The 13089-nt window shown below is 74.7% G+C and carries 7 protein-coding genes and 1 pseudogene; 2 read left to right on the top strand and 6 right to left on the bottom strand.

The annotated features are described in order from the left end of the window. A pseudogene (locus AB0950_RS37305) lies at positions 1-456 on the bottom strand (2-oxoacid:acceptor oxidoreductase family protein); the annotation flags it as partial. Between the two features lie 196 nt (positions 457-652). Continuing rightward, entirely contained in the window at positions 653-1801 is a 1149-nt protein-coding gene (locus tag AB0950_RS37310) for an aminotransferase class V-fold PLP-dependent enzyme (protein ID WP_366780452.1), read from the bottom strand. Positions 1802-2264: 463 nt separating this feature from the next. Here AB0950_RS37310 and AB0950_RS37315 point away from each other — a divergent pair, with 463 nt between their 5' ends. Then, the gene (locus AB0950_RS37315; protein WP_366780453.1) at positions 2265-2738 is read left to right on the top strand and encodes a hypothetical protein; all 474 of its coding nucleotides are present in this window, start codon (positions 2265-2267) and stop codon (positions 2736-2738) included. A gap of 326 nt (positions 2739-3064) precedes the next feature. Then, a complete protein-coding gene (locus AB0950_RS37320; protein ID WP_366780454.1) occupies positions 3065-6865 on the top strand; it encodes an AMP-binding protein in 3801 nt (1266 codons plus the stop codon). A 16-nt stretch (positions 6866-6881) separates the two neighbouring features. Here the strand turns inward: AB0950_RS37320 and AB0950_RS37325 are convergent, their stop codons facing one another. From AB0950_RS37325 to AB0950_RS37340, 4 genes are all read right to left on the bottom strand, one after another. Next, entirely contained in the window at positions 6882-8108 is a 1227-nt protein-coding gene (locus AB0950_RS37325; protein WP_360161647.1) for a helix-turn-helix domain-containing protein, read from the bottom strand. Positions 8109-8600: 492 nt separating this feature from the next. Continuing rightward, positions 8601-10703: a condensation domain-containing protein gene (locus AB0950_RS37330; RefSeq protein ID WP_366780455.1), complete on the bottom strand. Its 2103-nt coding sequence runs from the start codon at positions 10701-10703 to the stop codon at positions 8601-8603. 665 nt (positions 10704-11368) lie between these two features. Next, on the bottom strand, positions 11369-11728 hold the full coding sequence (locus AB0950_RS37335; RefSeq protein WP_366780456.1) for a hypothetical protein: 360 nt from the start codon (positions 11726-11728) through the stop codon (positions 11369-11371). Positions 11729-12016: 288 nt separating this feature from the next. Beyond that, positions 12017-12838, bottom strand: a complete 822-nt coding sequence (locus AB0950_RS37340; RefSeq protein WP_360161641.1) for an AfsR/SARP family transcriptional regulator — start codon at positions 12836-12838, stop codon at positions 12017-12019. Positions 12839-13089: the final 251 nt, after the last annotated feature.

Raw genomic sequence — 13089 nt, forward strand, 5'->3', positions numbered from 1 at the left:
GTCGAACTCCTTGAGCGCCTGAACCGTCAGCGTCGTCAACGGCACCCGGTGCAGGCTGTAGCCGTCCAGCGAGCCGTCCTCCAAAGGCGACACCTGGTAGCCGACTTTTTGCAGGGCGCGTCTGGTGAACTCGTCGGTGTTGACGATGATCTCCGCGCCGCGCGGCAGGTCGGCGATGTTCGCCTTCAGCGCGGCCGGGTTCATCGCCACCAAAACGTTCGGCGCGTCCCCGGGGGTGAGGATGTCGTGGTCGGCGAAGTGGAGCTGGAAGGACGACACGCCGGGCAGGGTGCCGGCGGGAGCGCGGATCTCGGCGGGAAAGTTCGGCAGGGTCGAAAGGTCGTTGCCGAAGGACGCGGTCTCCGAGGTGAACCGGTCACCGGTGAGCTGCATACCGTCACCCGAGTCCCCCGCGAACCGGATGATCACCCGATCCAGACGCCGGACATCCTTCGCGGGTGCCGTCCCCGTCTCGGGCAGCCCGGTGGTTTCCACAGACATACGTAGGTCGGCTCCTGTCGGTCCGTGACGGTCTGACGGCGGCACCGGATAGTGCGTACACCTGGGCCCGAGACTAGGGACGGCCGTTAGAGGGGCACTCGCGTCTGCCCGGGCCGGGCCGACGACATCGAAGGGGAGGTGGCGCGGCGCGTCAGATGCCGTCGCCCGGCCGCTCGCCGGCGCCGGATCCGACCGCGGCCGGCACCCGCGGCGCGGACGGCACGGCCCGCACCGCCGGTGCGGTGAACAGCGGACGCGGGACCCGCGCGAGCCGCGGGCGCCCCTCGGCCACGGCGTCCTGGAGGGCGTCGGCGAACCGCTCGATGTCCTCGGCGCTGTTGTCGGGGTGGACGGATGCGCGTACGGCCGTGACGACACCGCGCCCGGGCAGGTACAGCGGGGTCTCCTGGGCGACCGTCTTCCCTACGACGACTCCGCGGTCCGCGAGGCGGCGGCGCACCAGTGCGGCCGGCAGCTCCTCGTGCCGGAAGGTGACGATGCCGGACTGGACCCGGCCGGGGGTGATCAGTTCGGTGCCGGGCGTGTTCTCCACGGCGGCGCGCAGGCGGGATGCGAGGTCCTCGGGTGCGGGCGCGGGCGTGCGCAGGGCGAGGGCCTTGTTCAGCGCGGCGACGGCGGCGACGGGCGGCGGCGCGAGCGGCAGGCCGCCGTGCGGGGCCAGGACCTGGCGCAATCGTGGTGCCGCGCAGGCGAATCCGACGGACTGCGGGCCGCGCAGGAAGCGCCAGCCGTCGCCGGTGAGCAGGTGGCAGCCGACGCTGGCGACGTCCACGGGGAATTGTCCCACGGCGTAGGAGGCGTCGACGGCGTACAGGCACCGGTGCGGGGCGAGGATGCGTCCCACGTCCTCGACGGGATTGACGATGCCGCAGCTTGCGGGAACGTACGGGACGCAGACGAGGGCGACGTCGTCGCCGATGTGCCGTGCCATCCACGCCAGATCCAGGTCCCCGTCCGGACGCAGCGGTACGACCTCCAGCCGGCAGCGGGTGCGGGCGCGCAACGCGAAGAGGGCGGCGAGGTTGGCGGCCGACTCGTAGGGGGTCGTCCAGACACGGTCGCCCGGGTCCAGCGGGAGCCGGGACAGGACGGCGGCGAACGCGTCGGCGGACCCGGTGCACACGACGGTGTCACCGGGGGGCGCGCCGAGCAGGGCGGCCAGTCGTTCGTGGATCTCCCGGTTCAGGACGTCGTCGAGGCGCGCCTCCAGCTCAAAGGGCCCGTACCGGTCCTCGAAGCGCGTCCATTCGGTGAGGACCTCGAGTACGGCGGCGGGCATGCGGCCAAGACCGGCCGAGTTCAGATGGACCCTTCGGTCTCCGTGGAACATCGCGTTCACTTCCGGGGCCTCCCCCGCGACTCGGGAAATCTCTTGCCAACTGACTGGCAATACATTGCCTCTGCCGATGAGAAGTTGGCAACATCGGGCCGTGCCGGCTCCGGTGAGGCTCGAGTCGAGGGGCCGCCGACGGCATGGCTCTGCCGCGTCTGGCTCTCTTCACGAGGAATTGCCAAGCGTTGCCAGAGCGGTACGAGTTCCGCCAAGAATCGGCGTTTCCGCAGTTCAAGGGCGCTTTCATCCGGCAACTCCGGTGCGCGGGCCGCTCTCTTGGGGCACTTCTGGTGGCAACCTTGAGCAGAAATCGACCCATTCCCCAGCGATTCCCGAGATTCGCTTGCCAATCTTCTTGGCAAGAGGTTGCCAAAACGGCGAACACGAAATTGACACCGAGGAGCCCGCCATGAACCGCATCGCCCGGATCGCCACCGTCGCCGCCGTCACCGCCGTCGCCGCCTTCTCCACCGCCGGCATCGCCGCCGCGGACAGCACCCACCTCGCCCGGCCGACCACCGCCACCGCCGGCCCGGCCATCGACTGGCCGGTCGCGCCCACCACCGTCACGGCTGCTGCCGCCACGCCCGCCATCGACTGGCCGACCGCCCCCACCACCGTCACGGCTGCCGCCGCCACACCCGCCATCGACTGGCCGGTCGCGCCCACCACCGTCACGGCTGCCGCCGCCACGCCCACCATCGACTGGCCGACCGCCCCCGCCACTGCCACGACCGTGGCCGGCCCGGCCATCGACTGGCCGACCGCCCCCGCCACCGTCACCACCACCGCCGGCCCGGCCATCGACTGGCCGACCGCCCCCGCCACCGTCACCACCACCGCCGGCCCGGCCATCGACTGGCCGAAGGTCGCCTCCGTCTGATCCGCGCCCGGGCAGCCGTGCCCGCCCCGTGACGCCCCCGCAGGCCGCTGTGCCGTAGCGGGGGCTTCGGCGTTCCCGGGGTGATCCACCCCCGGTCACCGCGCCGGCGCCGGCGCTCGGCCCCGTACCGCCGATGCCGTCCCGTACGGCCCGCCCGGTTGGGCCATGGCAACTCCGCGTCGCTGGGCCTGGCAACGATCCCGCCCCGCCACCTGCGACTCCATCGCCGCTCGACCGCCCCGAGACGCCGTCTCAGGCCGCCCTTGCCAGCATTCAGGCAACGTTTTGCCAAGCCGGAAGTCGCTGTCGTTAAGGAGCGGGTGCTGATGTCCATCTCCGGCCTCATCGAGCAGCAGTGGCACAGCAGTTACGACGGTCTGCCGATCCCGGTCGAGCACCTGCGGGAGTGGCGGAACGCCACCCTGGACCGGATCCGCGAGCTGCCGCGCCGCCGGGTCCTGGAGATCGGCGCCGGCAGCGGACTGCTGATGGCGCGCCTCGCCCGCGACGGGGAGGTCCACGAGTACTGGGCCACCGGCTTCTCCCCCGACGCCGTCGCCGCGCACACCGCGCGGGTGGACGCCGACCCGGTCCTGAAGGAGAAGGTCCGGCTCGACCACCGGGGCGCCGAGGACACCCGCGGACTGCCCGCCGGCCACTTCGACGCGATCGTCCTCAACTCGGTGGTCCAGTACCTCCCGAGCCTCGCCCGTCTGCGCACCGTCGTCGAGCGGGCCCTGCCGCTGCTCGCCCCAGGCGGTTCGCTGCTCCTCGGCGACCTGCGCAACCTCGACCTCGCCCGCTGCCTGCACACCGGCATCGCGCTGGCCCGGCCCGGCGGCGCCCGGGGCGACCGGGAGGCGCTGCGCCGCACCATCGAGCAGCAGGTCGGGGCGGAGACCGAACTGCTGCTCTCCCCCGCCCTGTTCGACGCGCTCGCCCGGGACCTGCCCGCCGTGCGCGCGGTCGACGTACGCGCCAAGCGGGGCCGGTACCACAACGAGCTGACCCGCTACCGCTACGAGGCGGTGCTCTCCACCGCCGAGCCGGTCGCCGACCTCGCCACCGCACCCGTCCTGCGCTGGGGCCGGGACATCGCCGGCCTGCTCGAGGCCGAACACCGCCTGGCGACGGCGCGCCCCGCCGTACTGCGCCTGGCCGGGGTGCCCAACCGCCGGGTGCACGACGAGTACACGGCCATGCAGTCCCTCTTCGACCCGCTCGAGAGCATCGACCTCGCGCCGCAGGACGCGCCCGCCCCCGACCCGGAGGTGCTGTGCGAGACGGCCGAGCGCCTGGGCTACCGGGCCCTGCCCACCTGGGGCGAGAGCCCCGACCTCCTCGACATCGTCCTCCTGGACCCCGAGCAGGTCCCCGCCGGTCCGCTGACCGGCGTGTACGCGGCACCCACCGCCGAGGCCGAGAGCTGCGCCAACACCCCGGCCGCAGCCGAGCGCACCGTGGACGTGGACGTCGTCCGGCGCGGCAGTCTGCAGGAGGAGCACATGGTCCCGTCCGTGCCGACGAGCCCGACCGCCCCGCCTGTGCCCGCCCTCACCGATGACCGCCCCGGCGCCCAGCCCGGCACGCCGCTCCAGGAGATCGTGCGTGACCTGTTCGCCGAGGTGCTGGGTCTGCCGCGGCACGAGGTGCACGCCGAGTCCGACTTCTTCCGCATCGGCGGCCACGCCCCGGCAGCGGCCCGGCTGCTGTCCAGGGCCCGTGAGGTGCTCGGCGCCGACCCGGGCGGCCGGGCGCTGTACGAGGCACCGACCCCGGCCGCGTTCGCCGCGCTCGTCGGCGACGCGCCCGCCGCGGCGACCGGGCCGGGCGCCGCCGCCGGCGACACCGCGGAGTTCTCGGTGCGGCTGCGCGGCGCGCTGGACACCCGGGTCCTGGAAGCGGCCCTGGAGGACCTCGGCCGCCGCCATCCGTCGCTGCGCAACTCCCGGCTCGGCTCGGCCGGTACCCGGCTGCGCGCGCTGGCCGCCGACGACCACCTGCTGGAACTGGCCCTGCCCGCCGACTCGGTCGACCTGTGGTCCCCTCTGCCGCTGACCGCCGAACTCGCCCGGGCCTACGGGGCGCGGGCCACCGGAAAGGCTCCGCACCACTCCCCCGCCGGGCTGGACGCGCCGCCCCGCGCGGTCCTCGGCGACCTGGCGCCCACCCCGGTGCCGGGCAGCGCACCGCACGCCGGCGACGCCTCCTACGGCCGCCTGGCAACCGGGCTGGACGCGGAACTGCACGCGCGGCTCACCCGGTTGGCCGCCGAGCACGGCACCACGCTGTTCATGGTGGTGCACGCCGCGCTCGCCGCGCTGCTGAACCGGCTCGGCGCGGCCGGCCCGGTCACCGTGGCCGCACCCGTGCCGGCCCGGGACACCGCCGGGCTGCGCGAGGCCGTCGGCCCCCACGGGCGGGTCCTGGCCCTGACCGTGGACACCTCCGGCGACCCGGCCTTCGCCGAGCTGCTGCACCGGGTCCGCGAGCGGGACCTGGCCGCCTACCGGGACGGCGAGGCGGCGCTGGCGGCGCTGCCCGGCGGGATCGCGCTGACCGTGCTGCAGGAGTGCGCGGGCCGGTTCGCGGCGGCCGGGCTGTCCGTGCAGGCCGAGCACTGCACGCTGCCCGGCCCGGCCGCGGACCTGGCCCTGACGCTGACGGAGCGGCAGGGCCCCGCGGGCGCCCCGGCCGGCATCACCGTCACCGCCGCCTTCCGCCACGAGACGGTCGGGGAGACGGCCGCCGCCTGTCTCACCGGTCAGCTCACCGCCGTACTGCGGTCGGCCCTCGAGGCGCCCACGACCCGGCTCAGCGGGCTGCGGCTGCTGCCCGGCCCGGCCGCCGGGAGCGGGGTGTGGGCGGGTGCGGACGTGCCGGTCGCGGGGCGGGACGTGGCGGCGCTGTTCGCGGCGCAGGTGGCGCGGGCCCCCGAGGCGCTCGCCCTGACCGGCCTGGACTACGCCGAACTCGACGCCCGCTCCGACCTCTTGGCGCACGCTCTCCTCGCGCACCAGGCCGGTCCGGGCACCTGTGTGCTCACCGCCCTGTCGTCACCGGCCGGGTTCGCGGTGGCCGCGATCGCCGTCGCGAAGACGGGGGCCGCGCTGCTGCCGGTCGACCCGTCGCTGGATCTCGCCGAGTCGCTGCGCCCCACGGTGCTGCTGCTGGACGAGACCGCTGACCTGCTGCTGCCCGCCGTGCCCGGCGCGGCCCGGCTGGTGCGCGAGGACGCCGCCGACCGGCTGCCGCCGGCCGGGCGCTGGCCGGTGACGCAGGCCGACCGGACCCGGCCGCTCGGCAGCGGCGACCCGCTCCTGCTGCTGCCCGGCGAGGACGGCACCGTGGCGGTGGGCAGCGAGGCCGTCACCGCGGCGACGCTGGCGGCACCGGCCGACGCGGCCTGGCTGGTGCACGGCTACCCGGACGGGGACGCGGCGATCGGGCTGCTGAGCGCCCTGGCCTGCGGCGCCCGCGTGCACGTCCCGGACGGCGCGCTCAGCCGGGACGTGCCGCACGAGGTGCTGGGCTGGCTGCGCCGGCAGGGGGCCCGGGTGGTGCTGGGCGGCGCCGACGACGTGCTGTGTGCACTGGTGTCGCTCGCCCGCTCCGAGGGCGTGGAGCTGACGGTGAGCGGCGGCTGGGCCGAGGGCAGGCTCGTCGTCGAGCAGGTGCCCGGCGTCCCGGCCCGGCCCGCCCCCGGCTACCGGGCCTACCTCCTCGACTCGCGGCTGCGCCCGGTGGCGCCGGGCCGGACCGGGGCCCTGTACATCGCGGGCGCGGGCGTGGCGCACGGCTACGTCGGGGCGCCCGGGGCCAGCGGCGAGCGGTTCCTGCCCGACCCGTTCGGCGGCCCGGACGGCGGCACCGCCCGCATGTGGCGCACCGGCCGTGCCGCCCGCCTGGACAGGGACGGCAACCTGCGGGTGATGGAGGGCCCGGCCCACGACGACCCGTTCGGCGACGAGTTCGCCACCTTCGTGGTGCTGGCCGACTCCACCGGCCACCGCGCCCTGTGGCCGGCGACGGCCGCCGTCCCCGGGGGCTGGTACGAGACTCACGCCGAGGACCTGTACGACCTGTGCCTGGACCACATCAACGACCACCTCGGCGACCCGTTCTGAGACGTCGGACGGGGTGTCACACGGCGGTGCCCCGTTGCGCGGCGGACTGGGCCAGGGACTCGGCGAGGATGCGCCAGATCTGTGCGGCGAGGTCGATGTTGGCGTCGGCCTGGGCCTGCTCGGCGAGGGCCCGCAGGCCCTGGATGCCGCTGTCGTCGCCGGAGCGGATGCACAGCTGGTGGCGCAGGATGTCCATCTGTACCCGCTCCCGGTAGGTCATCCGCGGCTCGGCCCGGGCGAGTTCGGCGAGCAGGGCGCGGGCGTCGTCGTACCGGGCGGTGACGAAGGCGAGGTCGGCCTTGAGCGCGATCAGCTGCTGGCGCAGTCCGGGTGTGCCCACGAACGCGAGCGCCGACTCGGCCGCGGTGACGCACCGCTCGGCGGCCTCGGGGTCCGGCGGCAGCTTCTCCAGGTGCAGCCGGCCGGCCGTGAGCCGGAGCCTGAGCCACAGCACCAGGTCCTCCCCGCTGGGGAACTTCTCCAGCGCCTCCTCCAGGTAGCCCTGTGCCGCGGCGTGGTCGCCCTGTCGGACCCGGACCACCGCCGCGGTCCACATCGCCTCCGCCCACAGCGCGTCCGACCGGCCCGCGACCAGCTCGACCAGCTCGTCGACGTGGGCGCGGGCGTCCGGTGTGCGGCCCGCCTCGCCCTCCACCGAGACCAGGGCCAGCAGCACCGCGGCGCGGTCCTCCACGTCCAGGTCGTCCTCGCGGGCGAGGTGGTGGGCGGTCATCGCGGCGTCGAGGGCGTCGTTGATGTCGCCGAGCGAGCGCAGGCAGCGGGCGAGCCGGGTCAGCCCGCGCACGCGCAGCGCGGTCAGCCCGACCGCGTCGCCGAGCTGCACCAGTTCCTCCAGGTACGCGCGTTCGCCGGCGTGGTCGCCCTGGAGCCGCCGCTGCCGGGCCAGTTGCCACAGCGCCTGCCAGCGCAGCACCGGCGCCTCGTGCCCCTCGGCCGCGAGGGCCTCGCGGAGCGTCTCCATGGCCGTGTCGGAGCCGGTGGAGGCGACCAGCGACAGCGCGTTGGCGAGTGAACCGCCCGCGGGTTCCTCGAAGTCCGCGACGTCCAGGCCGAGCCGTTCGGCGAGGTAGGCGACGGCCCGCTCGGTGGGCTGGCGGGCGCCGGACTCCAGCCGGGAGAGGTATCCGGTGGACATGCCGTCACCCGCCAGCGCGGTCTGGGACAGCCCTCGGGACTGGCGCAGTTTCCTCAGACGAGTGCCGAAAGCGGGCTGCTGCAGCATGTGACCATTCCCTGGGGACGGACGAGTGGGGGCGAACGCGGCGGACGGGCCACCGCCGAAGGCCGCCTCGAGCGTAGGGGCGGGGCAAGAGCCGGGCAATGTTTTGCCAGGCGCCGTGCCCTGGGCCTCGTGCGAACCTCACGGCGCTCTCATGCGTTCCTCGAGCAGTCCTTTACCGGTGACGGGCAGCCTCTCAAGCGTCAGTGGCAGTGCCTGCGCACCAGCCCGCCCTATGTCACGGGAGCTGGTCCCGTCCATGTCCACGGGAGTCGTACATGAAGCAGCCGGTTCCTGCCCGCCCCACCGCCCGCGAGGGCCGCGCGGGACGACCGGGGCCGATGCACGGTACCCCCTCCGACGACGACATCGACTGGCCGTAGAACCGGCCATGGCCCACACCTCGCTCCGGCACCGGGCGGCAGCCGTCCGGCCGAGGGACCGACGCGCAGGCACCCTCGCCACCGGTCCCGGCCGGCGCGCCTACGCTGCCGTTCAGGACGGGGCAGGTGGCGCGCTCGCTCGTTGCAGGGCCCTTGCCAGGCCGCGGGGGCCGTCCGGGTCGTCGCCGGCGCCGCCGACCACGACCAGGGGCGGGCGGGTCCCGGGCTCCGTGACGTGCCGGGCCAGTTCGCAGGCGAGGGCGCCGGAGCCGGAGTAGCCGCCGAGCACCAGCCGGCCGGGCGGACGCGCCAGCCGGCCCAGTGCGACGGGCGGGGCGGCGTCCCCGCCGGCGGTGAGCCGGAGCGCGGTGAGCGCCTCCGGCCCACGGTAGTGCCGTACCAGCTCCCGGTGCCCGGTGCGCGGCGCGCCCGGCACCTCGACCAGGCACACGGTCGCCGCCGCGGGCGCCGCCGCGCCGCGCAGCGACACCAGCGGCGCCGCGTCCCGGGCTGCGGGACCGTCCGGTACCCGGGGCGTCACGGCGTCCGGCAGCCAGGCCAGGACGTCCCCGACGGTGGTGTCCTCGGTCGCGGCGTCCGGCAGCAGGCGCAACAGGCGCGCGGTGTGCGCCAGCAGGGTGCGGGCGGCGGCGCCGTCGACGAGGTCGCGGTCGTGGGCACAGGTGAGCACCAGGCCGCGGCGGGCGTCGTGACCGGCGCGCAGCCGCAGGGCGTACCCGGCGGGCGACCCGGCGGCCTCCTGCTCCTCCAGGCGTATGCCGTGCTCGGCGAGCGCGTGGCCGTACGCCTCTTCGGGGCGCGGGCCGCAGTCGAAGGCCAGCAGGCCGCCGGCGCGTGCCCCGGCGAAGGCGCGGGGTTCCGGCCTCGCGGCCGCGAGCCACTCGTCCGCGGCCATGTCGATGACCCGGTCGCGCAGTTCGCGCAGCAGCCCGGGCAGGTCCAGCGCCGCCTCGACGGGGACGGTGAGGGGCCGCGCGTTCTCGAACGGGCCGGGGATGCCCTCGATGCCCTCCACGAGCAGCCCCCGCCCGGGCAGGTCCACGCCGAAGCGGATGTCGGTCCGGCCCGGTGCCGCGTCCGACGCCCGGTACAGGAGCATCGCCCACACCGCCTGGAGCACACTGCTCTCCGCCACGCCCCAGCGGGTCGCCCAGTGGGCCAGCCGTGCGCTCTCGGCCGGGGACAGGGCGGTGCGGTACACGCCGGTGCCGCCGCTGCCGCCGCTGCCCGCGGGATGGGCCGCGGCGGGCCGGTGCGGCGCCGGCACGGAGGACCCTCGGGTGAGCCGAGGAGGGTCGTCACCGACCGGGCCGAGGTCCTGGGCGGCGAGCCGGCGGGCGCAGTCGGCGAGGTCGGGACGGCGTTCGCCACCGGGCAGCACCCCGTCGGCGAGGTAGGCGCGGCAGCACTCGCGCATCAGCAGCCGGACGCTCCAACTGTCCAGCAGAGCACGGTGGTAGGTGAGGAGTACGTCGGTGAAGGGCGCCGCCTCGTCCTCGGGGCCGCTGGCCAGCAGCGCCACCCGCAACAGCCCGGGGCGGCGCAGGTCGAAGGCGCGGGCGCGCTCGCGGACGAGGAGCGTGGCACGCCGGATCGCCGTGCCGTGACCGTGGCGGACGATGTCCACGCGGCCCCGGTCGAAGACGACGGCACGCGGCCGCGGGTCCCACAGGAAGGCGGTCCGCAGCACGCTCTCGTGCTCGCCCACGGCCTGCCAGGCCGCCGTGAAACGGGCGGTGTCGAGGGGGCCGTACCAGCGCCAGACGACTTGCTCGACCTGGTGGTCGGGGTGGGCCAGGGCGTCGGCGAGCCGCTGCCGCTGCAGCGGGGTGACCGGATGGGTGCGCGGCAGCGTTGGGCAGGGCCGGCCCGGCGCCGGGGCCTCGGGGGACCCGCCGCCGGGAGGGCCGTCGTGGACGGGGTCCGGGGCAGCGGTGAGCAGGTCGGCGAGCAGACCGACGGGATAGGGCTCGGACGCGTCGGTGCCGCCGGGGAATTCGACGGTGTGCAGGTCAGGGCCGTGGCGCAGCAGCCGGGGCGCCGGCTGCCGGGCGCCCGGGCAGATCTCCGCGATGCGGTGCAGCGCCCGGTGGAAGCAGGCGGCGTCCAGCGGCCCGTGCAGTTCGAGGGCACCGTGGGCCCCCCGCTCGGGGTCGATCACTGCGCATACGCCGGCGGACCGGGCGTCGTTCATCGCCTCCCCCTTCCCCAGGACGACCGGACAACTGCCGCGGAACGGACGGACCGGCGGGTGCACCCGGGCCGAGGGGCGGACGCCGACCGCCCAGGACGACGGAAGCCCATGCCCCACACACCCACGGCACCGCGCAGCACCGCGGCGGCGGTACGCGCCGGCCGATGTGGCGCTCTCCCATGGCCGCCCCCTCCGCTTCAGCCTCCTCACGCTAGCCCCGCCGTGTCCCGTCCGTCCGTTTCCTCCAGCGGACCGCGAACCGTACCCGACCCACGCTCGTTCGGCGGGTGCCCGGCCCCACGCACGGCGCCGGGCACCCGCGTCGCGTCACCGCCGCCCGCACGTCCGTTCTCCGCCCGGCGGTCGAAGAGGCACGCACCGTTCCCCCGCCGCGCGGCGACGCGACGACGGGCCGTAGAAGTGCTCATGACCAGGGGGCACACCGCAAAGCCGACTGAAGCGGCCCGCGAGCACTGCGCGTTCGGAACGCATCCCGCGCTACTCACACAGCAGGGGCCGACCCGCCAGAGCCGACCGCACCGCGCCACTATTACGCCGTAATAGCCCGGCCCCGGTAACAGCCCGCCCCGGCCCGCCGCCACCTTCCCCGGCGCATCCTTCCCCCGGCGCCCCCTGCCGCTCTCTTCTGCGGCGGTCGGGCCGGGTCAGCTCGCAGCCACCCGTGCCACCAGCAGGTCGTGGTAGTGGGCGATGTGTCCGGCCGCGTCGAAGCCGAGCTCCGCGACCAGTGACCAGGCCGCCCGTCCGGCGCGCGCTGTGGCCCTGAGCACGACGACGTCGCCGTCGGCGAGGACGCTCTCGGGCGTCAGCGCCAGCCCCTCGGGCAGTGGCCGCCCGCCCGTGCCGGCGAGACCGGCCCAGTGCCGGGTGAGCTGGTTGACCTCGCCCCGGTTGCCCGCCGCGACCAGCGCGAGGACGAGTTCCTTGTTGCGCTCGCGCAGGCTGCGAGCGGCGAGGAATTCGTGCAGCACCCCGCTGAGGGGCTCGGTCAGCGCAGACACCATGACGAGGGGTCCTTCCTCATGGTCCGTCATCGGGACGGCCGTCCCGGACCACCATGGCCGCCTGGGCTGGAAGGGCGATGGAGAGCGGGTAAAACCCGTGGCCGCCTGTCCTGGACCGGACGCGCTGCCCCGGCCGGCGGGCGGCTGCCCGGGCACCGTACGGAAAACGCCGAACCGCCCGTCCCGGATGGGGGTTTCGGCGGTTCGGCGGTTACGGCGACGCTTCGGTGGCCGTGCGGTCGGCGGAGTGCGGCAGACCGCCGGTCCTGGGCCGGGCGGTGCCGTCCATCACGCCGCGAACAGGTCGAACGTCGAGGTGTGGCGCGGCCCCGCCAGCACGTCCAGCTGCGGATCGACGGCCAGCATGGCCTGGTGCATGCGCTGCAGTTGCGGCGAGGGCTCGACACCCAGATCGTCGATGAGCCGCATGCGCAGCCGGCGGTAGACCTCCAGCGCGGTGGCCTGCCGGCCCGAGCGGTACATGGCCACCATGACCTGGGAGTGCAGCCCCTCGTGGTGCGGGTGACGGGCCGTCAGTTCGGTCAGCTCGGCTATCAGTTCGGCGTGGCGGCCGAGCCGCAGGTCGGCGTCGATGCGCCGCTCCACGGTGACCAGCCTGCTCTCCTGCAGCCGCATCACCTCGATCTCGAGGACCGGACCGAGTTTCACGTCGACCAGCGGTGCGCCGGTCCACAGGTCGAGTGCCGCGCGGAACCGCGCCGCGGACACCTCGTCATCCCCCTCCTCGAACGCCGCCTGCCCCTGCCGGACCAGTTCCTCGTACTGGTGCACGTCGACACAGCTTCTGTCGATCTGCAGCAGATATCCCCCGTGCCGTGTGGCGAGAATGTCCTTCGCCCCGGTCGGCACACCCGGCCCCATCGCGGTACCGAGCCGCCTGCGCAGCTGAAGAATGTACGTCTGCAGGGTCGTCAGCGCGCTTGCCGGAGGTTCGGTTCCCCAGAGTTCCTCCATGAGTGTGGGAACGGGCATGACGCGCCCCGGATAAAGCGCCAGCAGCGACAGAATCTGCCGCGGCTTACCGGCCGTCGGAACGATCGATCCCCCGTTGACCTCGGCACTCAACGGACCCAGAACCTGAATCTTCATGGTGTCCTCCCCACTTCGTCGAGTTCCTTGTCCAGTTCCTTTTGGTGGCCAGAAATCTCCGCCGCTACGCACGCTAGCCGTGTCCGTGCCCCTCAAGCGATTTCCTGTAGCGCTCCTCTAGCCGTGCTCCAAGTGGGGTGTTGCGCACGGCGCTTTCCCCGCTCAAGAGCGCATGTACCCATGCTGGATGTGAACTCTTGGTTCCGGTGGGGATTTCCCGGCGACGGATAATCGCGCGACTGCGTACCCGG

This window comes from Streptomyces sp. NPDC007189 (assembly GCF_040703635.1).
Taxonomy (GTDB): domain Bacteria; phylum Actinomycetota; class Actinomycetes; order Streptomycetales; family Streptomycetaceae; genus Streptomyces.

Bases quoted from the DNA above. Each gene is read 5' to 3' on its own strand.
- AB0950_RS37310 (WP_366780452.1), bottom strand. From the start codon at position 1,801: ATGCCCGCCGCCGTACTCGAGGTCCTCACCGAATGGACGCGCTTCGAG.
- AB0950_RS37335 (WP_366780456.1), bottom strand. From the start codon at position 11,728: ATGGTGTCTGCGCTGACCGAGCCCCTCAGCGGGGTGCTGCACGAATTC.
- AB0950_RS37340 (WP_360161641.1), bottom strand. From the start codon at position 12,838: ATGAAGATTCAGGTTCTGGGTCCGTTGAGTGCCGAGGTCAACGGGGGA.
- AB0950_RS37330 (WP_366780455.1), bottom strand. From the start codon at position 10,703: ATGAACGACGCCCGGTCCGCCGGCGTATGCGCAGTGATCGACCCCGAG.
- AB0950_RS37315 (WP_366780453.1), top strand. From the start codon at position 2,265: ATGAACCGCATCGCCCGGATCGCCACCGTCGCCGCCGTCACCGCCGTC.
- AB0950_RS37325 (WP_360161647.1), bottom strand. From the start codon at position 8,108: ATGCTGCAGCAGCCCGCTTTCGGCACTCGTCTGAGGAAACTGCGCCAG.
- AB0950_RS37320 (WP_366780454.1), top strand. From the start codon at position 3,065: ATGTCCATCTCCGGCCTCATCGAGCAGCAGTGGCACAGCAGTTACGAC.